The organism is Ferrimicrobium sp. (genome assembly GCF_027364955.1).
In the GTDB taxonomy this organism is placed as follows: domain Bacteria; phylum Actinomycetota; class Acidimicrobiia; order Acidimicrobiales; family Acidimicrobiaceae; genus Ferrimicrobium.
Genome location: NZ_DAHXOI010000009.1, coordinates 28571 through 53640 on the forward strand (window position 1 = coordinate 28571; position 25070 = coordinate 53640).

The following is a 25070-nucleotide window of genomic DNA, read 5'->3' on the forward strand; positions in this document are numbered from 1 at the left end:
AGCCGCGAGGAATAGCGCGAGAATCGCCAGTATGATCCACCAGGGTTGTCGTTGACTCGACAAGGTTGTGCCTCCTACAAATACTCCAATAGGACATCTCATTGCCTACTCGGTCAATGCTATATTGCCTACTCGGTCAATGCTATATTGCCTACTCGGTCAATGCTATATTGCCTACTCGGTCAATGCTAACGCATTTGATCATCAGTTTGTCGTGATTGGTGAGCTTGCTCAGCGAACGTTCACACCATCTGTCCTATGCAAATGGCGTGCCTGCCTCGGTGGATATCAGGCCGTTGGCAAAACCGAGAGCGCAGGGGTTGTTGTCTGAGGGTGAGAAGACGGATCTGGTCGAAACCGCAGTTGCGAGTGAATGGGTGTTGCTCGGCTAGGGAGTTCGTAGGATCGAGACTGCAAAGGTGGCTGCCGGCGACCAAGGGCGCAGGTCCCAAGTGGCGAAGCGGTGTTCGAGGATCAGGCCGGCTTCTTGGATGTCGTGATCGAAGGTGGCGAGGTCGTAGCCTCGGTCGAGGCCAAAGCCGACAGCGATCGGTGCATCCCCTTTGAGGTGAATGTTGAGGTTATGTAAAACTCGTGCACCCGTATTAACGGCGAGATAGGTCATGACGTTGCCAGCGACGATTGCGGCGTCGAAGAGTTCCCCCTCTCCAAGTGAGGCGAGATCCATGGTGGCGAGGTCGGCGTTGACCCAGACTGGGCCAGGATGGTCCTCGGTTGCTGCGGCGAGCAAAAGAGGGTCGACATCGACTCCGACCACGCGATGACCACGCGCGAATAGGGCTGCGGCGACTCTCCCTGGACCACAACCTGCATCCAGGATGCGTGAGTGGCGAGAGACAATGGCGTCGAGGAGGCGTGCTTCGCCCTCTAGGTCGGCACCTCGGGCAGCGAGGGTTCGAAAACGTTCGATGTACCAAGCTGAGTGAGTGGCATCGTGTTCGGTTATCCATCGAGGTGGTGAGGGTGTCCCCTCGTTCGTGGTCATGCGTGTAGGCTAACCTAACTTTTGAAGCGCCAGGCTCCGAGACAGCACTGGGTGAGTTGCTCGAGGGCGCGGAGGAGAAGTTTGGGGCCGTGAGCTGCTTGAGTGCGGATGCCTGCCCTGGCCTGTTCGGAAAACGAGCAGCAGGGAAACCAATCGCGGTTCAGCGGCAATCACCCCTAAGGACCATGGTGCCCTCACCTGCTGCTCGCAGTTTGGCTAGCACAGGCTCGTGGGTGGGGATTGACAAGTGCTTGATTGCGTAGGCGTTTGGGGTCAGCAGGCTCAAGGATGACGAAGGGCCTTCCACTGGGCCATGGTCCTGCTCGCGCTATCCGCCACTACCACGATCGAAGATGCATGAGGTGCACATTTGTACGTGTTTGCTTCCATGACTGCGTGTCGCCTATCTCCGTGCCGATGACCGCTGGAGGGAAATCCCTCGCACATGGCCCAGCCGAGTGGAGATCGAAGCATGGAAGTTCGGGAAGATACTCCCTCCAACTTGCACGCAGCAGAACGCTCTACCAACGGAAATCGACCCTTTTTTGAGGGTCGTCATTCAGTATATTCGAGGACACCCGGTTGGCTTCGTGGCGAGTCGCGGATGCGCGATGGGGTGAGATTGATCACTCGGTGATCGCTATATCGCTTCGACCCCTCGGACAAAGCAACCGACAAACCACACCTACATCCCCGCTGGAATAGGTTTGAGATGGACGTGCCCTGCCATCTCAGCCGCGGTTGTTCACGCCCCACCTATCGATCTCCTGCTCGCAGCTCATCAAAATTCGCTCGGCCCACGACTCGGATGGCAGTGATGGTGGCGACGCCGAGAGCCCCGAGAAGCACCAAGACGATGGCGATGAACTCGTTGGCGATTGGAAGTGTGTAGGCAAAGTGGAGATAGTCGAAACCAGAGTCGATCTCAGGGAGTACGGGAAGTGCGAGTCGGGCACTCACCAATCCGGCAGCGATCCCAGCAATTGCGGCGGCGATGACAAGAATCGCGGCCTCTAACACGTAGGAGAGAACAAGTAGGGGGCGACGAAGACCAAGTACCCGCATGGCAGCAAACTCAGGGATTCTCCCGCGACCCTCCACCAAGAGCTCAAAGGCTAGACCCAGGAGTACGACGATAATCCCAGCGACGGCGGCGACTGGGAAGAGTCGAGCAGCAAGGCCTAGGGGTTCGTTGGCATAGGCCAGCGACAGGGTGCGCGCCGAGGTTACGGAATCGACGACAACTCCCTCGTGATGCAGATTAGTCAGGATGGTCTGTGGAGCACCTTCGGCGAGCCAAATCTCGTTGGCGGCCAAGGAGGTCGATGACTGGGAAAGCTCTGCCTGGGTCAGATCGACGAGATTGGCATCAGAGCCAACAGAGGGAAGTGCGTGGAGGAAGAGGAATGGACGGATGTTGATTGGGTTGCCATCAAGGCCCTTGATGATCTTGGTTCCAACAGCCGTAGGGCTCGTGGAGGGAGAGATGGTGGCAGGGGTTTCGCTCACAATCGCCGGGAGGTAGGTAGGGTAGGACGCCGGGACGAGAGCGATGGTAGCCCCACCAGTTGCAGGAAGTGCGCGAAACGAGAGGCGTCCCGGCAGAGACGAAAGCACCTTGGTGGGAGCCTTCAGGGCTTGTTTCCAGGAACTGGTGAGCACGCCTGCGCCATCCGGGTTCCTGATGCCCCCGATGTGCTCGATCGTGATCGTGAAGGATGCCGAAGGGTTCACGACACCACTGTTGGAGATGGCCAGATAGCCAATACCCGACAAGAGACACCCACCCTGTGCGCACGGGATCGCGATCCGTCGAGTGGCCATGGTGCCGTCGACGGGAAGGACGAGTACATCAGGCGTCTCCTGAGCTTGCGCGAACAGAGAGATCGAGAGTTCCACTTGGACGCCCTTGGGGATGGTTCCTTGGGTTTGGGCGGTGACCATCAATGAAGAGGCGTTCGTGGTAAAGGCCTTGTTCGCTAATGGATCAAGACGATGTGCGATCGTGGTAACTGAGGCTGTATCGAGGGCACGTGGCCAAGCTATCGCGCGAAACCGGCTTGCTTGTACTGCCAAGGTGGTGTCGGTTTTGGAACGGTAGAGTTCAGCCCCCATCGCTCCATGACCCCCTGGATCCGCCCGGTCGACGGCGGCGGCCAGTCCGAGGTTCTTTGGCAATGAGACGGTGAGCACTCTACTATCGCCCACCTCATAGCGGGCTACCACACTGCGGTGCCGGCTGATGATCGACTGGGCGCCAAAGCCAAAGATGACCAAAGCAAGAGCCATCCCAAAGGGGATGATCTGGCGGAGCATGCCTGGGTGATGGAGGAGTTGACGGACCCCGAGGTACCACGAAATTGCGCGCCCACGACGAGTGATGTGGCGGGCCACACGAAGACCAAGGCGGGTCAGCCACACTACGATGATCGCCAGGCCAGCACCGAGAAGCGCTGGAGCCGCACCCGCCAAAGGGTCTACCCCGCTCGATGTTGTTGGGGCAATGACGAGCTGGGCAGTAAACACGGCGGCTACGGCCACAATGAGCATATCGGTGAGTGTTCGAAAACGCCCCTGATCTTTCATGGTCGAACGTGAAGACTCGAGAATACTCCGTCGGATTGCCCCAATAGCCGCCACCAAGGTGACGATAAGGGCAGCGACGATGACGACGAGGGCCGCGAGGTAGGTCTGCGGCGGGACATAGAGCTGGCTTCCTGGGGCAAAGTAGGTATGGCCAAGGACCGAAACCGTTAGGTAGGCACCGAGGTAGCCGAGAGGACTCGCAACCACGAGGATGAGCAGTGGTTCTCCAATAACACGCCAGATGATGCTTTTTGTCTGCACCCCTCGCAACTGGGCCAAGCGGAACTCCATCATGCGAGATTGCACCATCCGCCAGATGAGGGTTCCAAAGACAACAAGCCCAAGAAGCACTAACTCCACGATGATGACGCCGACCAATGTCGCCATTGAGCTTTGTGTGGCAATGATGGCCCGAATCTCCGGCGAGAGACCCGACGAGGCGGTGAGGCCATCTTGAGAGGCAACCAGGTTTCGGTACCGTCCAATGACTGATGCCGGTTGGCGAAAGTTGTCGATATTGATGATTGCTGGCCGAAGCGACATCTGCAGCTCTCGGTCGACTCCCTCGTAGCTACTCGTGCTCGCGTTCGTTGTCGCGTCAAAGGTTGCTTTCCCACCAAAGAACCCGGGGATAACAATCATGGGGTCCAGGGATACGGGGTAAAACGACGAGCCAAAGGTGAAGTACTCTTCGTTCCACCAGTAATGGGTTGAGATATCTGGAATCGCGTAGATACCCACGATGCGGTAGCGTGCACTCGCGGCTGCTCCTGGAGCACCTGGGGGCCTGAGGCCGGGAGCGGCAGTGAGCACGGATCCGACCTTGACTCCAAGATATGCCGCGGTTCGTTCCGAGAGGAGCACCTCGGATCTCGTGGTTGGACAGTGACCAGCGTCAAGCTTGAGGTGGGCGCAGCTATCGCTGCGCTCAAGGAAAGCGCTCGTTAGTAACGTCCCCCGCAGGCTCTGAGGCGGTGTTAGCATCGCGGGTACTTCGGCCGAGTAGATGGGATTGTCAAAAAGCGCCTGCCCGTCCAACGTAGGGGCTCTTCGTTCGGCCGCGACAAGCTTTGCCTTTGCGAATGCTTGGACCGATACCACTTTGAGGCCCGTCTTGATCACTGAAGCGGAGCGCAGCTCGCCAATCAAGACGGAGTCTTGGGCAGATCCCAAATACATCGGCCCCACGGTCGCACCAAAGATTGTCACTACCGCAGCGACCAGAAGGAAGATGAGGGCTCCAAGACGGAACCGCATCCCTCGTAGAAAGAGTCGTATCCTGGTGAGTATCATTTGGTCATGATGCACCGGGGCCACGAGGAGAGAGTCTCCTCGTTCCACCAGGGGGAACGGTTCTCTCACGTCTTCCTAAGGCCGCAAGTATCTCTGGCATCCTAACGTTGGGACGTACTATGCGAAGGTTGCCTACATGCCTGGCGTAGCCCCAGGCCGGCAGGAGAGTATGACCTCGTTCCGATGCATTCGTTGTGCAGCCTTGGATCGAAGACTCGGAGCAATTGGTCGTTTTGATGCGTAGTTTCGTGGCCAAGTTATTGGGTCGACAGCGGAATCGCAGCCCGCACTCGTGGCCGCTCGTGAGTGGCAACCGAGCCCTTGGACGCACGTTCGCACCGATACAGACCGGGAAGCAGCAGATGGACTCCGGGCGCGCGAGGATTGGTTGCCTGAACGGCTTCTTTTGATTCAATGACCCCAAATGTTCGCCATCCTCTTGGCTACTTTCTATTCCCAGTCCTTGACGTGTCGTCACAACGCGAGATTCACCGGTTGCCACCAATCTCCGTCTCCAAGCCAGTACGCCCAAGACTCATGCCACAGTACCTTCGCCGAACTATGTTGGTTGCTTTAATCATCACCCCGCTATGGCCATCACGTTGGTCGCGGTGATTGCCTCGTACAACTATGAACCTAACACATTGTGGCGACGGTTGCGCGGTAGTTTTCGATAGTTCCGAAAGTTTATCAGCTAGCAACCGGTTTGGCAGGCTCTCCATTGCGGGCGGTAGTTAGTGATGATCTCTAGGTCGGACGGTAGTCCTCGTGGTGCGAATCCCTGGCTGAGGATTCGTGCCTGCCAGTCGTGGCGTCGTTGAGCGAGCCGGGATGTTCCTTGGAATAGTTGCTCTGATGGAAGGTGGTGTTGCGTGAGAGGAGTGATCTGCGCGTCTCAAGCCGTTCCCAGTCCTTGGAGTGTTGTCGGCGCCTGATCGGAGGTCTAGGCGGGCCAGCACCTATGGACATTGACGGAGCAATAGTCGAGATGATTGCTGCTTCGTGATGATGTAGCAGTTCAGGGTGCTCTCGAGCGGCTTGGGGCAAGGGATACCATGTTCTGATACAGACAGCTGGGCACGGGACGTACCAGCCACAAGATGCTTGAGACTCTTCTTGGCCCCGCCCCGGGGGAAGACTCGTCGATTCCCTACCAAGTCGATCCCGTACCAAGTCGATTCCATTGCAACGAGAGTAGGCGCATCGTTGGGGTTGGTACTTATTCAAGACGGGACAGACCTCGAGTGCGAGGGCCGTTTGTTCGCGCTTGGATCCAAAGGAGTCCTCAGTGCCGCCAACTGGTGCCGGGAAATACTTGAGAAATAGCTGTAGGGTTGTTGTGGCATGGCTGAATTTGTGTCGGTTGTCACATTGCGCTACACTACAGGTTATACAGGGTCGACAGGGGTGTTTGGGGGACACCTCCGTCGGCTCGTTTGCTTTGGTGCAGTCAAGCTAGCCCCGATCAGGTTTGATCGAGCAGGTTAGATGAGGTGCGCGTTCATGCGGTCAACCGCGAAGTGATGATGGATCAGTGTGGGTTCTCTTGTAGTTTCGCGATCAGAGCCCGAGCAACGAAGAGTTCCGTTCCCGCTAGGCCCGTTGAGAGGTACAGTTTGAGGCCAGAGGAGTTGGTGCTTTCGCTCGGAGCTGGCTCGTAGGCAGTCCAGCGTGGTGGATCGGCTTTGTCGGCGAGTGGTCTGAGATAACCCAGCGGGACGACCCGACTCGCTGCAATGATTGAATCCTGGCCCTCTGCTTCAATCTGTGCGGCTGAATCTGAGGTGATACGTTGGGCTCGAGCGAAGAGAGATTCTGGCAGTTCACAGGCGTCATGCCGCTTTGGCCCCAAGGTGAAGATGGTGCAGGAGTCACTGATCCATGAATCCTCTATGACCGGTTCCGATGCCCCCGTGGCAACAATGAGAAGATCGACTTCGCGACACGCGGCTTGGGCGCTCACAAGCGCGCGAGTCCTGATTCCGAGTTCGCTCTCAACTCTTTGGGCAAAGGCGAGATTGGCTTCCTGGTTGCGACGGTATGAACGCACTTCTACGATGGAATGGACCGAACGAATCGCCCATAGCTGGGCAAAGGCCTGGGCTCCCGCGCCGATGACCCCGACGGTGAGTCCGTCGCCAGCTGGAAGAAGGCGAACGGCAGCTGCCGCCCCGAGCGCTCCAGTACGTCGTCGTCCGAGTTCGGGGCCCACGACGACCCCGGACAGGCGGCCGGAATTGTCCCAGACAGCGGTGAGTTGGTCATCGTGCCGGTTGGGAAAGGTGTCATAAGCGCGAAAACCGTAACCCTGACTGAAGGCACCGCTGGTGAAGACGAACGAACCCTCCCCGAGCGAGCTCTGCTGGCGGGCAGGGGCGAGAAGAGTTCCGTTCCGATACTCGCTGAGTGCCTCCTCAATCGATCGGTACGCTAATCCCGCATCGAGGTGAGCGACGACCATGGCATTATCGATGACGGTAACAGTCACCGGGGCTCGAGTGTTGCTACGTCGATCACAAGCTTCCCGCGCACATGACCCTCCATCGAGGCCGCGAAGGCGGCTTTTGTCTCTGCGAGAGCAAAGTGCTCTTGAATCTCAACGTGGAGTTGACCGGAGTTGACCAGATTACTGAGGGCATCGAGGTCATTTGATGACGGTTGAACAAATACGTAATGGCCACCGTGGGCAACAATGGATGGGTCGGCGATCGTAGCGATGCGTTCTGCTCCCTTGAGTAGGTTGATACTCTCCTGGAGTGGCTCGCCGCCGTAGAGGTCGAGAACAGCCGTCGGCTTAATGGTCGCGAGTGTCTGGCGGGCGTCGGTGGGATGTGCGACGGGATGGGCGCCAAGCGACGCAAGGTATCCATGGTTGCCAGGGGATCCGGTGGCGTAGACTTCAGCTCCAAGGGACCGGGCGATCTGGATGGCAAAGCCTCCAACGCCCCCAGCTCCTCCGATGACAAGCAAGCGGTCCTCCGCATCGAGATGAAGGCGATGGACGAGTGCTTGGTAGGCGGTCAGGCCAGCTAGGGGGAGTGCGGCCGCCTCGCCGAACGAGAGTGAGGTGGGACGCTGTGCCAGCACCCGCTCTGGAACCGCAGTAAATTCTGCAAAGGTTCCGTGGTGGACAAAGTCCATGCGGGCGTAGCCAAAAACCTCATCGCCGACGCGTACCTGGGTGACCGATGGGCCGACTTCCTGCACGATGCCAGCGAGATCCCACCCGGGAACGACGGGAAAGACCGAGGTCATCCGCGATCGCAGGCCTCCCGACATCACCTTCCAGTCCACGGGATTGACTGAGGCAGCAGCGACCTGGACTAAGACACTGTCGGGTCCGAGCTCAGGACGGTCAAGTTCACCGTACTCAAGAACATCGAGAGCACCAAACGTGTTGTAGTAGATGGCTTTCATGGTTAAATACCCCTCTCAGGAGCGACCTGTGGCAGTATGGCCCTTGTCAAGTTTATGCGACTTGACCAGAGTCCAGTTGCTGGATGTGTCTAGCAGCGACGTCCTTGAGCGATCGAGCGAGGGTTCCAAGTTGCCGAAACGGATCCCCTCCGAAAGCCCCACCGTTCTGAGGCGGGCTGCTCCTTCATCTTCAATGCTGGTCAGGTTGGGTTCCAAAGTGGCGACTCGTACGATCTCCTCGATCGCTACATCCGCCGACCTCCCCCCGGGGAGCGCGTGGATCAAGATCCGTGAGGTTGGAGTCGTTCTGGACACTTGGGCATTGCAACCGCGTGAGCGTGCCCTCCGGAACTTCTCCTCCTGCGATGGTGGCCGGTGCGAACTCTGGAGAAGATCCCTTCGGGTCAAGGCCCGGTGGCCGGTGCGAACCATTGGCCGAAGGGGCTGTCAAGTTTACTTGACATAGCTCCCATTCCTCGATAGGCTGAGCGTGGGTCTGCGCATTGGCGCGTGCGAGAGGAGGTCGGTGATGGCTGAGGTGTTGGTCGAGGATGGAAAGCTCCACTTTCATTTCACGACGATGGAACATGTCCTTGGGGTCCATCGAGATCAATCGGTTGCTCGTGCCAGCGTGCAAGAGCTCCGTCTGGTGGATGAGCCGATTCAGTTCGTCCATGGCTTTCGTGTTGGGGAGGGAATCCCTGGCCGTGTCGCCGTTGGGAGCTTTACAGGCGATGAACGAATACTTGCCGCGGTCCACTCTCATCAGCACAAGGGTCTGTTTGTCCGGCTTGGAGAGGGCCCCTTTGATGTGTGGGTGGTGGGGCTCGATGACCCACAAGCAACGGTGCGTGCACTCTCTGATGCAGGACTCTCCGTCACGCAATGACGGCAGCGCTGGAACCCTCCGAAGATGAGGCGTGCTGATCGCCATCGAACATACGTCGTGGCGGGACAACGTGTGGATCATGCAAAGGCGTTGCGAGGGAGTGACGAGGTGGCGATCACGATGTTTGGAGTAACGTACTCGATCGTGGTACCGTCGGGCCGATGAACAGTTCCGAGGCCAATCCGAACGATCGCGATGCGACGGCGATGATGAATGATGCACTGTTTGTCGGAGGGCTCGCAATGGCGGCGGAGGTGACCCTGACTGGGCTTCGCGGGGAGGCCGATGTGGACACACTCGACGTGATTGCATCTGCACGAAGTCTTCGTTTACTCACTGACGATGCAATCGCGCGGCTTGTTCGGCGAGCTCGTACGGAACACCAGTCATGGGCGGCGATCGGCACGGCGCTTGGAACCTCACGTCAGGCGGCCTTTGAGCGCTACGCTACCGACACGGAACGTGAGCCCAGCACCGAAGAGCATTCGGTCCGTCTCTCCGTCGCATCAGCTCGAGAGGTCGCCCGATCATTTCTTGATGGCTTTGTGACTCGAGAGTTCGCAACATGTCGTAGGCTGAGCGATCCACAGCTTGCGAGGGGGCTACCCGAGCCCGTTTTGGCAGCGTTGCTCGAGTCCGTTCGTCAGGATTTAGGGGAGATCTTAGAAGTCGGAGACTCTCGTATCACCTCATACGGTTCAATGCAGATTGTTGACACTCCCGTCGTGTTTTCGCGGGGCACGCGCATGGTCAGGGTGGTGGTTACCCCGTTAGGTCTCGCCGGTGGCTTCTTCCTGCTCGCCAGCGAGGTCGACCGACCCGTCGATGATGGTGATGAGTGACCACGTCGTGTGCAACCTTCGACCGGCCTCTTCGAGAATCCCGTGGTCGAAGTCGCTACTCCGGAAGCCTTGCTGGCCTCATTGCTTGAAAGGTCTCTGGGACGGCGGGTGCGAGGTTAGCAAACAGAGTGAGGACCTCGTTATAGGGGACGTGTCTGCTGCGTGCGATCTCACCAATGACCAAAGGATGAGAGCTGATTTGTCGCGGGGAGACGGTCTCCGTTGCGGTGGTGATCCACCTGGATACCGACGTGTCGAGCAGGATCACCCGAGGGGGCAGCGAAGAGGCGCTCGGGCGAAGTTAGGCTCACTCTCTCCGGGGCTTGCTAGGCGACGGGCGCTCTCTCGCTCGACCAGTGCACGCAGAGCCTCGTGAGCAAGAGTGCTCGTATCCGGGATACCGGTGAGACGTTGGGTATCAGTGACCAAGTCGTCATCGAGTACAAGCGTGGTTCTCATGATGACACCTCCGCACTGATGTGAGCACGACAGGATGATTATGCTCGTGCTTGGGTGGCACCACCGCGCAGGCCACAGACGTTTGCGCGCTCATCACGCCGGGACCGGCCGGTCGTTGTATCGACAGTCGATTGATGGGGAGCGACCTTTCATCCCTCGCCCTGGGTGTCGCAGGTGCTGAGGTGAACCGGCAAGAGATGGGGGTGGAGGCTGGTGGCCGGTAGGTGGACAACGAATGTGGCTATGCTCAGCATATGAGCACGCTTATCGTTATCCTGATCGTCATCGTCCTGGTGATCGTGCTTGGCCTAGCGCTCTCTGTGCGCATCGTCAAACAATACGAGATGGGTGTGGTCTTCCGTCTTGGTCGATTGCTTGGCACCCGTGGACCAGGTCTTCACCTGATCATACCGATCGTGGACAACCTGCGTCATGTGTCGCTGCGCATTGTGACGATGCCAATTCAATCGCAGGGAATCATTACGCGCGACAATGTCAGCGTTGATGTCTCGGCGGTCGCCTACTTCCGTGTCGGTGATGCGGTGAAGTCGGTTGTTGCTATCGAAAATGTTGCAGTGGCGATTGATCAGATTGCCCAAACGACCCTGCGTAAGGTCGTTGGACAGCACTCGCTAGACGAGACGCTTTCAGAGACAGATCGTATCAACTTGGATATTCGCCAGATTCTCGATGTGGCGACATTGGATTGGGGCGTGGAGGTAACCCTTGTTGAGCTCAAGGATATCCAACTCCCCGACAGCATGAAGCGGGCCATGGCGCGCCAGGCAGAGGCAGAACGCGAGAAGCGAGCCAAGATCATCAACGCTGAGGGAGAATCGATGGCGGCAGCGGCACTCGGCGATGCCTCGGACATCATGATGGCACACCCGCTAGCCCTCCAGCTGCGTAACCTGCAGAGCTTGGTGGATATCGCTGCCGATAAGAACTCAACCGTGATCTTCCCCGCTCCATTGATGACCACCATCGCCGAACTCGGTTCCTTCTTGAGCGGGGAGAAGGCGGCTTCGCTCTTGCCGCTGGCAAGTCTCACCCCAATCGTTGCCACCGGCGATGCAACCAAGACCGGCGATGCAACCAAGACCGGGGAGCCGTTGACTCCTGATGTACCGCTGGTTCCATAGACGTGCGGATGATCAGGCGACGATGGGTCCGACCGCAGATAGGGTGGGACTCGCTCCTTTGGGGCGATGCCGTGGCATGATCGTCTGACTGAGAGCGGTTCGCTGTGGCGAGACGGATAGACCAGAGTTGGCGAGGGGGGCCGGTACCAACGTTGCCGAAGGTACAGCCTGGAGGCAATACCCACGGGTCGCGCGGTGTCTTGTCTGTGTGGTCGAGACGAACCTAGGCCGCCAAAAAGAGCAGTGACCCTAGCGAAGCTCGGCCTCAAGTTTTGCGAGCACCTCGGGGTCCTCGAGCCCGGTGACATCGCCAGAGGTGTGACCGTCTACTACCAACTCTTTGAGCAGTCGGCGAACGATTTTTCCGGATCGTGTGCGGGGCATAGTGGAGAGAAGGTAGACGCTTTGTGGTCGTGCGATCGCCCCGATCTCGTCGGTGATCTTTTGTTTGAGCACGTCCTCGGTGATGTCGGTCGCGGCAGCGGATAACGAGACGAAGGCGACCGGCACCTGTCCCTTTGTCTCGTCATCGACACCGACGACGGCAGCTTCGGCAACACCGGGCACACTGAGAAGTGCGCTTTCCATCTCCATGGTGGAAAGGCGGTGACCAGCGACATTGATCACGCCATCAACCCGCCCGACGACCCAGATGTGTCCATCGCCATCAACAAGGGCTGCGTCAGCGGTGTCATAGCGGTGAGCGCCAAAGCGAGTGAAGTACTGGGCGCGATAGCGTTCCGGGTCGTTCCAAATGGTACGAAACATCGTTGGAAATGGCTGGGTCAACAGGAGATATCCGACCTTACCGGGACCGACCGGTTCACCGGATTCATCGACAATCTCAAAGGCGTGACCAGGGAGGGCCAGACCGCAGGAACCTGGCTTGGAGCGAGTGATGCCCACCGCGGAGGAGGTCCAAGCGCTGCCAGTCTCCGATTGGCCATAGGTATTGTTGATCTCGATCTCAGGGGCGCCAACGTTGTCATGAACCCAGTTCCACGTCTTTGCGTCAAGAGGCTCCCCGACCAGGCCAATGAGCTTCAAGCTCGATAGATCATGTGCTTTGGCGAGGGATTCGCCGTTGCGAGCGAGCATCCGGAGGAAGGTCGGTGCCGTGAAGATTTTGGTGATATGAAGCTTCTCAATCAGCTCATACGCCCGGTCGGGCGTTGGATAGTCGAGGGCTCCCTCAAAGGCCACCATGGTGGCTCCATGAGCGAGGCCGCCAACGAGTTCGAAGATCGGGAAGGTGAGCCAGCCAGTGTCTGCCGTGCACCAATAGATATCCTCAGGTCCAAGATCGAGGGACCAGAGCACATCATGGTACGTTCCCACTAGGAAGCCGGTCCCTGTGTGGACGAGACCCTTCGGTTTGGCGGTTGTGCCACTCGTGTAGATGATAAAGGCGGGTTCGTTCGCCTCGATTGCGACGGGATCTGCCCGGTTGGGAGTCGCGGCGAGGAGTTCATCGAAGTAGTGGTCCCTGCCGGCTCGCATCGTCACCTTGGCACCTGTTCGGCGTACGACGACGACATGTTCGATGCTTTCGAGGCGATCGAGCACACTGTCAAGGGTGGCCTTTAGCGGTACCGGTCGACCGCGCCGCATCGACTCATCGGCAGTGATGACGACTTTGGCTGAGGTATCGACGATACGATCGGCGAGCGCGCTTGCCGAGAAGCCGGAGAAGATGATGTTGTAGATGGCACCGACTCGAAAACACGCGTGGACAGCGGCGAAGGTTTCGAGCAGATTCGGTAGGTATATTGCGACCCGATCACCCTTGGTTACACCGAGATCAGTGAGCGCTTGGGCAAAGCGAGCGGTGGTATCGAGCAGCTCCTCGTAGGTCCATGATCGTTCGGATCCGTCTTCTCCAACCCAGTGCAGCGCGACTTTGGTCGGATTCTCACGAGCATGGCGGTCGATGCAATTCACGCTCACATTCATGGTGGCGCCGTCGAAGAAGCGATATCCGGTTGCAAAATCTCCACCGAGTGCGACGGTCGATGGCCAACCGTCCATCCACTCGAAACTGTTGGCGACCTCTTGCCAGTAGGCACCGAGATCGTGAAGGGAGCGCTGATAGAGATCCCAAAACTCAGCCTCGGTTGTGACCGGCAACCGCGATGAAGGGGTGAGGGATGGCGGAACAAGGTGGCTATCACGCACCATTGGCGGTAGATCAGGCAGGTTGTCGTTCGAAGTCATCATTCCCCCCTTGGTTATGCGACCGATGGTTAGGAGACCTAATCTATCGCTTATTTGTGTCACGAGCAACTTTTCTTCGTTGCTCCCACCAGGCGGGGAATGATGACGAAGCCCGTGGCTTGCCGCCTAGGCTGACTGCTCCTCGTCGTCATCGACGACCACCTCATTGCCGCGATTGATCCAAGCGATGGTGCCTCCTGCTACCGAAACCGACTCGTAGCCAGCACTTCGTAGCGCCTCCGCAGCCCGTAGACTTCTGCCGCCCGAGGCGCAGATGACGTAGTGGCGAGTATTTGGGATGGCATCAAGGTTGTCGGCCAGGCTGGAGAGTGGTACGTTGACCGCCCCTGGTACGTGGCCAGCCGCATACTCCCACTCCTCACGGACATCGATGATCTCCATCTCATCGCCGTGCATAGCTTCGAATTCGTGAATTTGAATCTCGAGGTCCAATGGACTCCTCCTTCGTGTGTTTCATACCTATTGGGGTATCTTCATTCTACCGGGTCTGCGTGCGTTGGTGATGAAATGGGTGCCGGTGATCGGTCGCGGAGTGGCTGGCTGTTATTTGTGAACGACCAGTTCAAGATAGAGATGATGAATTCTGAACGGCTTTGATGTCTCCGTCATTTCGAGATAGAAGAACATCCATATCTGATATCGTGACGGGGGTGCGCGTGACGGGATACTCTCATCAGCCGGTTGCTATGTGTAGGTTGGAGATTGAGACGGTGCGTGGATGACTAGTTGGAGTTGTTGCACATCTCCGGCGCTCCGCAGCTATTGGTACCTAGAGGGGCGATGTCATGGTTGGACTCGATCAGTACGTGGCATGGCCGGCGTCAAGAAGTTCGCTTTCATCAGGTGGCGGCTGTTGCGTATCGGATGTCATTGGGGCTGGCGATGGGTGATAGGGCCTGGAGCACAAGAGCAATCCGCTGGTGCCGGCTACGTGGGGGATGCTGGTTCGCCATGACTGTGATGTTCGGTGGCCAACTTCATCGTGATGCGTTTGGCGAGGTCGGTTGGGACGACAGTGTTGGGATCGCGCAAAGATCCAAGTGATGCGGTGACGCCGACCAAGGAGGTGTACAGACTTGGACAGGTAGCGCAGGAGGCAAGGTGTGCCTCAAGGAGGGAGGCCTGTTCTGCCGGGAGATCACCGTCGATGTAATCGGATACTTGGTAACGCGCATCCGCACAACTCATCACCACATTTCGATTTGCCACTCTTCGTTCTGCTCCTTTGGCGAGACTTGTCACGAGCATCATGCGACCGCGGCGGAGTCGTTGTTTGATGGCGGGTAGCCCGGCTCCTAGCATGGCTGCGATTTCGGGTGAGGACCACCCCTCCGCATCGTGAAGCACGACGACCTCTCGGTATTTGACGGGCAGATGAAAGAGGGCCTCCTGTAGTTCGCCTCTCAGCTCCAGCCGTTCCAAAATCATCTCGGCGTCCACTCGATAACGTTCGTCATTCCAGGTGGACTCCACCTCTTCAACCAAGTTTTCATGCGACTGATGCCGGCTACGATCGATCGCGATATTCCGCAGGATCTGGTGAAGCCAGCTCCGCAAGGGTGTCTGGTTGTGAAACTGGGTTTGGCGTTCCAAGGCGCGAATCAGCGTTTCGCCAACGACATCCTCGGCCTCTGCTGGTCGGCCGATCAGTGAGTAGGCATAACGATAGAGACCCGGGATCTCTAGCGAGAGAAGGTCCCCAAAATCTAGTTCGGGAACCTTCTGATCGTCATCGGTATTCATCTAGCAAAGACTACGCCTGATCGAAACACGCTCGCGCATTCGGTTCCAGCGGCCCTGGAATGTCGTGCCTATCGACCGATGTGGTGCTTCTTGCTGTCATCGCGGGTGCTGATCTTGGCCATGCTATAGAGCGGGCAATAGGAGGTCGATCCCGTGACGACCATCACGGCTGCCACGATAAAGAGGATGATGCCCCAAGCGCTACTGGCCCCGACAACGAAAGCAAGGACGATAGCGGCGGCTGCGATGACGATTCGAACGATACGGTCTGTGGTTCCAACGGTCTTCTTCATGATATTCTCCCTTTTGAAGTTCGTACTCTATAGACGGATGAGCCCCAAAAAAGGATACAAATGCGTGCGAGATGCGCCAAGAACTCGACAGCTGACACTACTTCTGACGAGAGCCTGGTGGGCTTGATCGGTGAGTGTCGCCGCCAAAGCCGGGGATGGTCCGTTACCTGCGGAGAGGAAAGATGGCGATATGATTGCTCAACTGCGACTATTCAGCTATGGTTGCCCAGTTTCGACTGAGCACGAACAACGCATGGGTGTCAACGGTCAATCCTATGGCACGCGCTTTTGAGGTACTACCAAGCGGTCGAAATTTACGAGGATGCCTGCACATGGGCACCGGTGGAACTCGCGACGAGCCAACTAGTCGCGGAGGATTGATGAATCACCCTGGTAATCTTGCTCAAGACCCACACGCCGAGTGGTGACAAAATCCAGACAAGAAGACCTCCAAAGATGAGTCCGGCCACGACGTCGCCGGGATAGTGCATCCCCACGTAGACCCTGCCAAAGGCGAGGAACACCCCAACTACAATCGCCAACAACGTCATGAGCCGATCACGGCTGAGCCAAAGGCCCACAATGACTGCACCAGCAATCGTTGCGTGTCCACTCGGGAAACTGAAACCATTGGTGCGGGTAAGTAGCACCTCGACATGGGCAAGGGTAAGGTAGGGGCGCCGCTCGGCAATCAATGGTTTCAAAACATCGTGCGAGATACCTTCGGCGATGATGGTGCCACCTGCCGCCCACAGCACCCTCGCGACGCTTCGTTCTGGGTTAGGACGGGAGCGTGCACGCCACCAAGCTGCGAGAAGCAAGAGTGCGAGGAGACCAATGCCGATCAGGTGCGCGTACCCAGCCATGAATCCATGTGCCCATGGGGTTGCGATAGCAAAGTGGTTGACATCGAGGTAGAGCTGACGGTTTAGTTTGACGATCTCAGGCATTCTGCCTCCCAACAACACGCTGCTGCCGTTCCGATGACGGAAGTTTAGCGATTGGTAACCGAATGTTTACCCTGTGCGGTGTCGTTGGGCGGCGCGCCGCAATGAACTGCAGACGATGAGCGCCGTCTGAGGGGAACCGGAGATCGGCAGGCAGTTGTCTGTTTCGCGACTTAAGGCGTGGGCCGACCTTTGGCGACCTGTCTGGCGGTTCTCCATGAATCGAAATCAATGGCAACGACACGCTCTCCGTTGATGCCATGAGACGCATCGGAGGCAAGAAAGACGATCGGTGGGCCCATAATCTCAGGTGGAAGCGCCTGGTTGCGAAGCTCCTCGGGCGAGTCCTCGGGAATCATGCCCGTTACGGTCACCCCTCCGGGTAAAAGCGTGTTCACGGTGACTCCGGTACCATCGAGATCCTTGGCCATGATCTCGGCGAGTGCTTCAGATCCGGCACGGGACGGGCCGTAGGGCACAAATCCCTGGCGTACCATCGTCTCACGGTTCATGGAGATCATGATGATCTTACCGGAGCCACGAGCTACCATTTTCGGAGCAACAGCGCGGGCGACGAGGAAGTAGCCAGTGAGGTTCGTAGCGATCACTGCTTGAAAACCCTCCACCGGCACCTCCCAGAATGGCAGTGGCTCCTCGAAAAAGCGAGGGTTGACGGTCCGCATCCCGATGCCTGCGTTGTTGACGAGTACATCGAGTTCGCCGAAGTGCTCGTAGACCTTCGCGACGGCTCCCGCGACCTCATCGCCGTCGCGCACGTCCATCTCGACCGGCAAGACATCGAAGCCCGAGGATGCGAAGTGCCGAACGGTAGTTGTGAGCCGAGTCCCGCCACGGGCACAGACGGCGACACGAGCTCCCTGCTCGAGTAAGGCTTTGGCCATCGCGGCTCCGATGCCACTCGATGCACCAGTGACCATCGCTGTTCGTCCTCGTAGTGTCTCCATGTAGACGATGCTAGCGCAGCGATTGGGAGGCTGGTCGCTCAAGCACAGCGTTCTGGTCGCACCGGGTTGCTCAAGGATTCGGAGGTCAATCGCTCGATTCGTGCGTTGTGGTGGCAAGCGATCGGGCGCGCAGTTGTGCCTCGCCTGCGGGAGTGAGTCCTACCATCCGCCAACCACGGTCCATGAATCCGCTGGCTTCGGCGACCCGTGCGGATGCGAGGTTACTTGAGGCGTGAAGGTAGGTAGGAAGCATCCCGTCCTCCAGTACGCATTCAGCCGCCTGGGCAACCAACGCTTTGGCCAGACCACGACCTCTCGCCTCTGGTTCGGTTACGACAGCGAGTTCTCGGGCAAAGCGATCATGGTGTTTGAGCCCAACTCCTGCCACGACACGACCGTCTTGACCGTATGCCACCAGCACCTTGCCCCCAAAGGGGTGAAGCCACTCAGGGATCTGACTGCTGTCTGCCGGTACCCAGACGCCAGGTCTTCCCAGGTTTGGTGCATGGAATGCAAAGCGAAAGTATGCCATGAAGCAATGATCTTCTTCGATTCCGAGACGATCCACAAGATGACCTACGACATCAGAGGGGCTTGCTTGGTGCCCACCATCGACCTGGGAATGCAGGTGCTCAGCGTTGGGAGAGAGCGGTTCGTTCGACGAACTGTGTCGGATTGATCGACGAGGATCGTGCGGCCCCCTCTGATCTCGGTCGCCTGGTGCCGGGCCGTCGGCGATCGCGGTGGCGATGGGGACGGCGTTGATGATCGGGTCGATGGAGATGAGAGTCCCAGCGGTAGGGGAGACGATGCCCAACAGTGCTCTGATTGAGCCATCCCACATCGGTTCGCGGCGACGAGGTGTTGGCACAATCTGGAAATCTTCGGTGGGGGGCCACGTCCCGAGGAGTTCAGTAAGGTGTTGGCCGAGGAGATCCCATCCGGTGTGGTGAAGACTGGCTGGTTCCAGGGGAAAGTCTCGCTCCACTCGTACCATTCTAGGGCTGATGCTATCGGATCTTGCATTCCAGTTCTCGACATGCTCGAGCCTGGATCGGCGAAATAACGAACAAAGGTGAGCCAGTGGTGGGCTGAGTGCGGATCCAAGCGATGCTCGCCGAGGTCGACTAAGGTGAACGCACGGGCTCATGTCCCATTGGGATCCTCTAAGCGAATCAAGGAGTGCCATTGGCTATGGATCAGCCGGTTCCACGTCGGAGGCGTTCTGGTGAAGAACGCTTTGAGAGGCGTCAGGCCCACCGAGGCAGATGGGTGAAGTGGGGGATGCTCGCCTTTGGGGCGCTTCTCATCCTTTCGATCCCACTTGAGCTCCATCAGTTCTCTCAGGCGCAAGCGCTTGGCGCCAAGGAGGTCGTCCTCCGGCCGAGTGAACTCCAGTTTGGTACCGCGCCAATCGTCGACTTTGGTCCAAATGGTCGCACGGCGGTCGTTCATTTCGGTACGGGATCATGGATCAAGCCCGCTGCACGGCATCTATGTAACACGGTGGAGGCCTGGACTGGTGATGTGGAGCATATTAGAGTCGGGTTTTTGGAGACTCGTCAGGGGGCGACTGCGATTGTTGCGGCGTCGTGTCAGATGACCGATGGCTTCACTCGTCTTGTCATCGGGCGCTATGCTCCGCCGGGTGTACTGACTGCTGTCGTCTTGGCGGCCACCAAGAACGTAGCGATGGCGACCGTTATTGCCACACCGCAAACGCTTTATTTAGAGAACCCGGTCTATGGGCAAGCCGCTGTTCCGAAGCGATTGACCAAGATAGCGATTGCCACGCTGTAGCGGTCGTTGTTGCCAAGGCTCGGTGTGATCATGCTGATGGGCAACCAACACGCCGAAGTCGACGAGGGCTACATCCGTTCCATCGAGATTGCGGCGGCAAGTTCGCGCTCGCCGGTTCGTCAGGGGAACTCACGCTAGGAGGAGCTGACTGACCCGCGCAACGGAACCTACGAGGGACGGGGAAGGAGCATCTCAAGCTGCAGATGGCCGACGGGGCAGGTGAGCGTGCGCGTCACGCCTTCAATGACCTGAATGCCCTCGACAACCTCACTACCGATCTCTGGGAGCGTCTCTGCCTGCAGCAACGCGATGATGTCGTACGGCCCGGTGACATCATCAGCGCGGGTGACCAAGGGCAATGACCGTATGGCTGGCAGTACTTTCCCTACCGCTCCGATCTCTGTCTGGATTAAGACGTAGGCCTCCACACTTCTCCTTGCCTGCTCTGGTCCCTGGGACTAGACTACCGTAGTCGGAAGGCGATGCGTGGCGCTCATGGGCAACTTCAGCTCCCAGAGTGTTTGTGCGTCGGCATAGGTCATGGTCGTTCGCCTTTGCGATGGTTGGTTGGTGTCGCAAGGGACGGTAGGTAGAAGGTTCTGCAACTATGGAAGGGTCCCAAGATGAGTGGGAGCAAAGGAGGCGTTATTTTCCCTCTGAACGTCGCTTCGACTATGACGATCCGCTGGCGCGTCTCAGGTTGACCCTGCATCGAGACGCCGTCGACGATGCTCGTGATTCCTATCGTGATCCGGCAACCGGTGCTACTGTCCTCTGCTCCACCACCCTATTAGATCAAGGAATCTGCTGCAGTCTTGGCTGTCGACACTGTCCCTATGTCGGTGGTCGCCGGTTGGTGATCCCTGGAATCGTGGACGAGTGAGGACCGATCGGCCGGCTCGATGGCGTACGGAGGCGGTCTCGTTGAGCACGGCTGGGCTCCACGATGCCTGGCCGGTCCTTGGCCATGAGGAGCGGCTTTGTCGGATTGGCGAACCTATTGACCGTGCATTGGTTCTTGGTTCGTCGACCGCTTCTCATGCTTTTGATCTCGAGCGAGCCAGGCGAGACGGTCTCACGGTGGTGCGCCGCGGCAGTGGTGGTGGGGCGGTACTGGTCGAACCCGGATCCCAAATCTGGCTCATGCTGTATCTACGACTCGACGACCCGCTCGTGCCTTGGGACCTTGGTGCCTCTTTTCTTTGGTTAGGAGCTGTAGTAGCTGGTGTTCTTCGCGGTCTTGGGCTTAGAGCGGAGGTTGTCGAGGAGCGCCAGCCACGCACTGATCTTGGGCGCTTGATCTGTTTTGGCGATCTCGGCTTTGGCGAGGTCACTGTTGAGGGTGCCAAGGTGCTTGGATTGGCACAACGGCGTTCCCGCGGCCAAGCGTGTTTCCAACTTTCGCTGTTGTGGTGGGAGCACCAAGGCGCTCTCCGCGATCTGCTCGTAGGCGATCAAATGCTGGATCAACCACTTCGAGTGGCTGGCCTATCACCGTTAGTTAGCGTTTCGCGGCAAAACCTGCAAGATCAGCTTGTTCGGGCCATCACTACGCTTTAGTCGTACATCAGTACGCACATAACCGCTTTCGGGTAAGAAATAGTCATGTTTTGACCCTTTCGTGCCGAAATTTCGGGTGCCAGTGGGTAATTGTGGGGTAAAGTGGGGCCCATTGGTTGGTAGTGGAGAGGACAGTCCGTTCGGTGTGGCAGACAGGTGAGGTAAAGGCGAAGTTTTTCGGTGGCTACACCCACTCTCTTGATCTCAAGGGTCGTTTGACACTGCCCGCTCGCTTTCGCACTAGCTTCTCTGATCGATGTTATGCGACACCGTCGCAGTACGGTGATGCATGCATCGTCATCTGGACGGTCGAAGACTTTGATAGCTTCGTGAATGCGGTACCACCACAGAGTTGGGATGAGTCTCCCGAGCGTCGTCGGCTGCGTGTTTGGAGCCGTCAAGCTTTTGATATTGAGATTGACCGCCTCGGTCGCATTGGTTTGCCGCAGCCGTTGCGGACACTTGCGGGCCTCGATCACGAGGTTCTGGTCAATGGGGCGTTTGGAACCGTTGAGCTGTGGGATCCGCTCCGGTGGAACGAGTATCAAGAAAGCGCTCTCGGTGAGTAGCGCACATAAGGCAGCTGAGCCCTTCGATGGTTCACCTGGCCAGACTGACGACGCAGCTACAGCGCTGTGGGGGAGCCCTTTCGCACACGCCCCAGTGCTCGCAGCCCGTGTCGTTGAGGGATTTAGCGAGCGTGTGAGTACCTCTGTCACGATCGTCGACGCAACCGTTGGCCTCGGCGGTCATACGCAACGAATGCTTGATGATCTCCCCTGGACCCATGTGGTCGGCGTCGACCGCGATCGACAAGCATTGGCTCGCTCACAAGAGCGGTTGGCACCCTATGGTGATCGCGTTCGACTTGTCCATGGAAGGTTTGGTGACCTAGCGGCCGCGACGGCGCCGATCACTCGTGTGGCTGGCGTCCTGGCTGACCTCGGAGTGTCGTCGATGCAACTCGATGATCCAAACCGTGGGTTTTCCTTTCGATTTGATGCACCACTCGACATGCGAATGGACCAAGACAGCGGTTCGATGACGGTGGCACAGTACGTAGCCACGGTAGCACCACAGGATCTCGTCGATGTGTTGCGAGCGAACGGCGTTGGATCGCTGGCGAGGCGATACGCCGATGCGCTCAAGGATCAATTGCCCGCCACCACCGGTCAGTTGGCCGAGGTGATTGCGACGGCAACGCCAGCGCGACTCCGAGGTGGTCGTCTGCATCCAGCCACCAAGGTCTTTCAAGCGCTACGCATCCGTGTCAACCAGGAGGAGGAGGAGCTTGTCCACTTCCTGCCGGCCGCGTTCTCCCTACTTGACTCCGGCGGTGTGCTGCAGGTAATCAGCTATCACTCGGGTGAGGACCGATTGGTCAAGCGCTTTGCGCGTCTTGTTGAGACAGGGGGTTGTCTCTGTCCACCCCGAGTCGGTTGTACCTGTGGGGCTCGGCCGGTTGGTACCCGCCTTACCCGACACGCTATCGTTCCCTCCGAGGAGGAGCTCACCCATAATCCCCGTTCGCGGAGCGCCCGGCTGCGGGTACTGCGACGTAGTGCCGACGACATCACTGAGGCGATCAAACGTTACTGGGAGCAGGTCCCCTCATGGCACGGGTAGTTGCACTTCCACAGAGCCCGCCGAGAGAACGACCACGTCGCCAACGGCCTGAACTAGTACTAGTTGCGCCGACCCGGCGAGTGGCCAAGTCGCACACGCTACGCAACATCGTGATCTATCTGATCGCCATTGCGTTGATGGGGATGGTGGTGCTCGCACGCATCGCGATCGAGTTAGAGGAGTCGTCGGTTGGACAGCTCCAGACAGAGATTACCCATGCCCAGCGCACGCAGAGCGATCTCCAACTCGAAGTAGCGCAACTCTCATCACCAGAGCGCATCATGAGTTATGCGAGTGCCCATCTCCATCTGACGCTACCGAACTCCGTTGAGGTCGTTTCCGGTACGAGCACCAAGCACGCGGTTCCCCTGCCTCAGTCAGAGGCGACGAACCCAAGCCTTCCACTCCCAGCGGGGGAGGTGTTGAGTGGCAACTAAAAGGAGAACACGGCGTACTCGCGTAACGTTGTTGGTGTGCGGTATCGTGACGCTTGCGTTGGTGGTGCAGCTGTTGCGTGTGACCTTGCTCGCCTCGCCGAGCTATACGAACCTCGCCGTGCAAGAGGCAGAGACCACGGTGACGCTTCCCGGTCTTCGAGGGTCGATCCTCGGACGCAATGGCGAGGTGCTGGCGATGTCGGAGCTGCGCGATACCATCATCGCTGACCCGTTCTTGATCAAAGATCCTGCTCCTGAAGCTGCGACGTTGGCAAAACTCCTGGCGCTGCCGGCGACCCAGGTTGAGGGTGCGCTTACTGTGAAGGGAGGTTACTCCGTGGTAGCCCAGTTGGTGACCCAATCGGTTGGTGCAACCATAGAGTCGATGGCACTCAATGGTGAGCTCCCGGGGATCAACGTCACACCAGGTCAGGCTCGCTACTATCCGGCGGGCGCGCTAGCAGAGCCAGTCATCGGAAGGGTGGGGGCCAATGATAATGGTCTCTTTGGGCTGGAGTACCAGTATCAGAAGCTGCTCGCTGGCAAAAATGGTTATGAGGTCGAACGGACGGCTGCTGGCAATCTTCCACTGCCGGATGCGATCGTCAAGCGGCAGGCGCCAGTGCAAGGCAAGAACCTGGAGTTGACGATCGACCCCGGGCTGCAGGCATACGCAGAGCAGGCTGTTGCGGGCGAGATCCAAAAGACGAATGCCATCGGTGGGACCGCTGTGGTGATGGATGTCGCTACCGGTCAGATCTTGGCGATGGTCTCTCTCACCGCCCCACCGCTACCTGGAGCCCAACCGTTAGCCAACGGAGCCCAACCAGTCGACGTCACCCGCGCCCTCCCGACCCAAAGTTGGATCAATCAAGCGGTGGACTACGCGTACGAACCCGGATCAGTGGCCAAGATCGCGACCTTCACCGCCGCTCTCCAGGACCACCTGATCACCCCAACCTCGACTGAGGTGGTGCCGGGCCAACTCAACATCGATGGTTCAATCTTTCATGACGCAGAGCCGCATCCCACTGAGGTGCTCTCGATGCGCCAGATTCTGGCGCAAAGCTCGAACGTCGGTACCATTGAGATTGCTCGGCGCCTCGGCCCCACTCGCCTCTTGGCCTCCTTTGAACGCTTTGGTTGGGGAGAGCCAACTGGACTTGCGTTCCCAGGGGAGACGCAGGGTTATCTCAAACCGGTGAGTCAGTGGTCACCAACTGCCATTGGTTCGACCCCTATCGGGCAGGATCAGTTGGTGACGCCACTGCAAGTCCTTGACTCATATAATGCCATCGCCAACGGTGGCGTCATGGTGACACCAAAGCTCGTGCTTGGCACCGTGGGTGCCAACGGTCATCTCCTTCCGATGTCCTCACCGAATCCGCGCCGAATTGTCCCAAAGACCATCGATGAGGAGATGATCCATCTCTTGTCCGGAGTGACAGGGGCCAATGCGACGGCACCGGACGCAAGCATTCCCGGGTATGTAGTGGCTGGCAAAACTGGAACCTCACAGAAGCCCTTGCATACCCAGGCGGGCTATCAGATGGGTGCGTACTGGGGTACGTTCGTCGGAATGGTACCAGCCCAGCACCCCGTTTTGAGTGCGGTGGTCATGTTGGACCAACCGGTTCCGATCTATGGTGGCATGACGGCCGCACCAGTCTTTAGCCAGATCATGCGGTACGCACTCGCCCGTTATGGGGTCACCCCTACGGGTGGTGTTGACTCCGCATTGCTACCGAAGCTACCGAAGTCTTCTTCCCCAAGGTCGCGTGAGTGACTATTACGAGCACTCGAGGCCTGTACCATAGTTATGTTCATGGT

At 58.2% G+C, this 25070-nt stretch carries 23 protein-coding genes; 10 read left to right on the top strand and 13 right to left on the bottom strand.

The window, feature by feature from the left end:
- Positions 1 to 388: 388 nt before the first annotated feature.
- From M7Q83_RS07680 to M7Q83_RS07695, 4 genes are all read right to left on the bottom strand, one after another.
- Positions 389 to 1006, bottom strand: a complete 618-nt coding sequence (locus M7Q83_RS07680; protein ID WP_298337013.1) for a methyltransferase domain-containing protein — start codon at positions 1004 to 1006, stop codon at positions 389 to 391.
- A 756-nt stretch (positions 1007 to 1762) separates the two neighbouring features.
- A complete protein-coding gene (locus M7Q83_RS07685) occupies positions 1763 to 4954 on the bottom strand; it encodes an ABC transporter permease (RefSeq protein ID WP_298337015.1) in 3192 nt (1063 codons plus the stop codon).
- A 1462-nt stretch (positions 4955 to 6416) separates the two neighbouring features.
- Positions 6417 to 7373 (bottom strand): hypothetical protein, encoded by a 957-nt coding sequence (locus M7Q83_RS07690; protein WP_298337017.1) that lies wholly within the window; start codon positions 7371 to 7373, stop codon positions 6417 to 6419.
- Positions 7370 to 8302, bottom strand: coding sequence for an NADP-dependent oxidoreductase (locus M7Q83_RS07695; protein WP_298337019.1), 933 nt, complete (start codon positions 8300 to 8302; stop codon positions 7370 to 7372). The genes M7Q83_RS07690 and M7Q83_RS07695 overlap by 4 nt, the downstream gene beginning before the upstream one ends.
- Before the next feature lie 529 nt (positions 8303 to 8831).
- Between M7Q83_RS07695 and M7Q83_RS07700 the strand changes: the two genes are divergently transcribed.
- Together M7Q83_RS07700 and M7Q83_RS07705 are read left to right on the top strand one after the other, a co-directional pair.
- Positions 8832 to 9191, top strand: a complete 360-nt coding sequence (locus tag M7Q83_RS07700; protein WP_298337021.1) for a hypothetical protein — start codon at positions 8832 to 8834, stop codon at positions 9189 to 9191.
- 161 nt (positions 9192 to 9352) lie between these two features.
- The gene (locus tag M7Q83_RS07705; protein WP_298337024.1) at positions 9353 to 10033 is read left to right on the top strand and encodes a hypothetical protein; all 681 of its coding nucleotides are present in this window, start codon (positions 9353 to 9355) and stop codon (positions 10031 to 10033) included.
- Between the two features lie 264 nt (positions 10034 to 10297).
- Here the strand turns inward: M7Q83_RS07705 and M7Q83_RS07710 are convergent, their stop codons facing one another.
- Entirely contained in the window at positions 10298 to 10492 is a 195-nt protein-coding gene (locus tag M7Q83_RS07710; protein ID WP_298337026.1) for a type II toxin-antitoxin system VapB family antitoxin, read from the bottom strand.
- Positions 10493 to 10746: 254 nt separating this feature from the next.
- Between M7Q83_RS07710 and M7Q83_RS07715 the strand changes: the two genes are divergently transcribed.
- Entirely contained in the window at positions 10747 to 11634 is an 888-nt protein-coding gene (locus M7Q83_RS07715; RefSeq protein WP_298337028.1) for a slipin family protein, read from the top strand.
- A gap of 249 nt (positions 11635 to 11883) precedes the next feature.
- Here M7Q83_RS07715 and M7Q83_RS07720 read toward each other — a convergent pair whose 3' ends face one another.
- The 7 genes from M7Q83_RS07720 to M7Q83_RS07750 form a co-directional block, all read right to left on the bottom strand.
- A complete protein-coding gene (locus M7Q83_RS07720; protein ID WP_298337030.1) occupies positions 11884 to 13848 on the bottom strand; it encodes an acetate--CoA ligase in 1965 nt (654 codons plus the stop codon).
- A 126-nt stretch (positions 13849 to 13974) separates the two neighbouring features.
- Complete coding sequence (locus M7Q83_RS07725; RefSeq protein ID WP_298337032.1) at positions 13975 to 14301, bottom strand: rhodanese-like domain-containing protein; 327 nt, start codon at positions 14299 to 14301, stop codon at positions 13975 to 13977.
- A 495-nt stretch (positions 14302 to 14796) separates the two neighbouring features.
- Positions 14797 to 15612: a sigma-70 family RNA polymerase sigma factor gene (locus M7Q83_RS07730; RefSeq protein WP_298337034.1), complete on the bottom strand. Its 816-nt coding sequence runs from the start codon at positions 15610 to 15612 to the stop codon at positions 14797 to 14799.
- 68 nt (positions 15613 to 15680) lie between these two features.
- Positions 15681 to 15905, bottom strand: coding sequence for a DUF2892 domain-containing protein (locus M7Q83_RS07735; RefSeq protein ID WP_298337036.1), 225 nt, complete (start codon positions 15903 to 15905; stop codon positions 15681 to 15683).
- Positions 15906 to 16219: 314 nt separating this feature from the next.
- Positions 16220 to 16855 (bottom strand): phosphatase PAP2 family protein, encoded by a 636-nt coding sequence (locus M7Q83_RS07740; protein ID WP_298337037.1) that lies wholly within the window; start codon positions 16853 to 16855, stop codon positions 16220 to 16222.
- Positions 16856 to 17025: 170 nt separating this feature from the next.
- Positions 17026 to 17817: an SDR family oxidoreductase gene (locus M7Q83_RS07745; RefSeq protein ID WP_298337039.1), complete on the bottom strand. Its 792-nt coding sequence runs from the start codon at positions 17815 to 17817 to the stop codon at positions 17026 to 17028.
- An 85-nt stretch (positions 17818 to 17902) separates the two neighbouring features.
- A complete protein-coding gene (locus M7Q83_RS07750) occupies positions 17903 to 18805 on the bottom strand; it encodes a GNAT family N-acetyltransferase (RefSeq protein WP_298337041.1) in 903 nt (300 codons plus the stop codon).
- A 200-nt stretch (positions 18806 to 19005) separates the two neighbouring features.
- Here M7Q83_RS07750 and M7Q83_RS07755 point away from each other — a divergent pair, with 200 nt between their 5' ends.
- A complete protein-coding gene (locus tag M7Q83_RS07755) occupies positions 19006 to 19617 on the top strand; it encodes a hypothetical protein (RefSeq protein WP_298337043.1) in 612 nt (203 codons plus the stop codon).
- A 167-nt stretch (positions 19618 to 19784) separates the two neighbouring features.
- Here M7Q83_RS07755 and M7Q83_RS07760 read toward each other — a convergent pair whose 3' ends face one another.
- Positions 19785 to 20045, bottom strand: a complete 261-nt coding sequence (locus tag M7Q83_RS07760; protein WP_298337045.1) for an Lrp/AsnC family transcriptional regulator — start codon at positions 20043 to 20045, stop codon at positions 19785 to 19787.
- Positions 20046 to 20224: 179 nt separating this feature from the next.
- Between M7Q83_RS07760 and M7Q83_RS07765 the strand changes: the two genes are divergently transcribed.
- The 6 genes from M7Q83_RS07765 to M7Q83_RS07790 all read left to right on the top strand — a co-directional run bounded on the left by M7Q83_RS07765 (position 20225) and on the right by M7Q83_RS07790 (position 25026).
- Positions 20225 to 20500, top strand: coding sequence for a DUF5522 domain-containing protein (locus M7Q83_RS07765; RefSeq protein WP_298337047.1), 276 nt, complete (start codon positions 20225 to 20227; stop codon positions 20498 to 20500).
- The gene (locus M7Q83_RS07770; protein ID WP_298337049.1) at positions 20497 to 21177 is read left to right on the top strand and encodes a hypothetical protein; all 681 of its coding nucleotides are present in this window, start codon (positions 20497 to 20499) and stop codon (positions 21175 to 21177) included. The genes M7Q83_RS07765 and M7Q83_RS07770 overlap by 4 nt, the downstream gene beginning before the upstream one ends.
- A gap of 122 nt (positions 21178 to 21299) precedes the next feature.
- Positions 21300 to 21746, top strand: coding sequence for a hypothetical protein (locus tag M7Q83_RS07775; RefSeq protein ID WP_298337051.1), 447 nt, complete (start codon positions 21300 to 21302; stop codon positions 21744 to 21746).
- Positions 21670 to 22803 carry a 16S rRNA (cytosine(1402)-N(4))-methyltransferase RsmH gene (gene rsmH / locus M7Q83_RS07780; protein WP_298337053.1) on the top strand — a complete coding sequence of 378 codons (1134 nt, stop codon included), beginning with the start codon at positions 21670 to 21672 and terminating at the stop codon, positions 22801 to 22803. The genes M7Q83_RS07775 and rsmH overlap by 77 nt, the downstream gene beginning before the upstream one ends.
- On the top strand, positions 22791 to 23240 hold the full coding sequence (gene ftsL, locus M7Q83_RS07785; protein WP_298337055.1) for a cell division protein FtsL: 450 nt from the start codon (positions 22791 to 22793) through the stop codon (positions 23238 to 23240). Before rsmH ends, ftsL begins: the two co-directional genes overlap by 13 nt.
- A complete protein-coding gene (locus tag M7Q83_RS07790; protein ID WP_298337057.1) occupies positions 23230 to 25026 on the top strand; it encodes a penicillin-binding protein 2 in 1797 nt (598 codons plus the stop codon). The genes ftsL and M7Q83_RS07790 overlap by 11 nt, the downstream gene beginning before the upstream one ends.
- Positions 25027 to 25070: the final 44 nt, after the last annotated feature.

Excerpts from the sequence above, each read along its gene's own strand:
- M7Q83_RS07680 (WP_298337013.1), bottom strand. The coding sequence starts at position 1,006 with ATGACCACGAACGAGGGGACACCCTCACCACCTCGATGGATAACCGAA.
- M7Q83_RS07695 (WP_298337019.1), bottom strand. The coding sequence starts at position 8,302 with ATGAAAGCCATCTACTACAACACGTTTGGTGCTCTCGATGTTCTTGAG.
- M7Q83_RS07700 (WP_298337021.1), top strand. The coding sequence starts at position 8,832 with ATGGCTGAGGTGTTGGTCGAGGATGGAAAGCTCCACTTTCATTTCACG.
- M7Q83_RS07705 (WP_298337024.1), top strand. The coding sequence starts at position 9,353 with ATGAACAGTTCCGAGGCCAATCCGAACGATCGCGATGCGACGGCGATG.
- M7Q83_RS07710 (WP_298337026.1), bottom strand. The coding sequence starts at position 10,492 with ATGAGAACCACGCTTGTACTCGATGACGACTTGGTCACTGATACCCAA.
- M7Q83_RS07715 (WP_298337028.1), top strand. The coding sequence starts at position 10,747 with ATGAGCACGCTTATCGTTATCCTGATCGTCATCGTCCTGGTGATCGTG.
- M7Q83_RS07720 (WP_298337030.1), bottom strand. The coding sequence starts at position 13,848 with ATGACTTCGAACGACAACCTGCCTGATCTACCGCCAATGGTGCGTGAT.
- M7Q83_RS07730 (WP_298337034.1), bottom strand. The coding sequence starts at position 15,612 with ATGAATACCGATGACGATCAGAAGGTTCCCGAACTAGATTTTGGGGAC.
- M7Q83_RS07735 (WP_298337036.1), bottom strand. The coding sequence starts at position 15,905 with ATGAAGAAGACCGTTGGAACCACAGACCGTATCGTTCGAATCGTCATC.
- M7Q83_RS07740 (WP_298337037.1), bottom strand. The coding sequence starts at position 16,855 with ATGCCTGAGATCGTCAAACTAAACCGTCAGCTCTACCTCGATGTCAAC.
- M7Q83_RS07745 (WP_298337039.1), bottom strand. The coding sequence starts at position 17,817 with ATGGAGACACTACGAGGACGAACAGCGATGGTCACTGGTGCATCGAGT.
- M7Q83_RS07765 (WP_298337047.1), top strand. The coding sequence starts at position 20,225 with ATGGAAGGGTCCCAAGATGAGTGGGAGCAAAGGAGGCGTTATTTTCCC.
- rsmH (WP_298337053.1), top strand. The coding sequence starts at position 21,670 with ATGGGGCGTTTGGAACCGTTGAGCTGTGGGATCCGCTCCGGTGGAACG.
- ftsL (WP_298337055.1), top strand. The coding sequence starts at position 22,791 with ATGGCACGGGTAGTTGCACTTCCACAGAGCCCGCCGAGAGAACGACCA.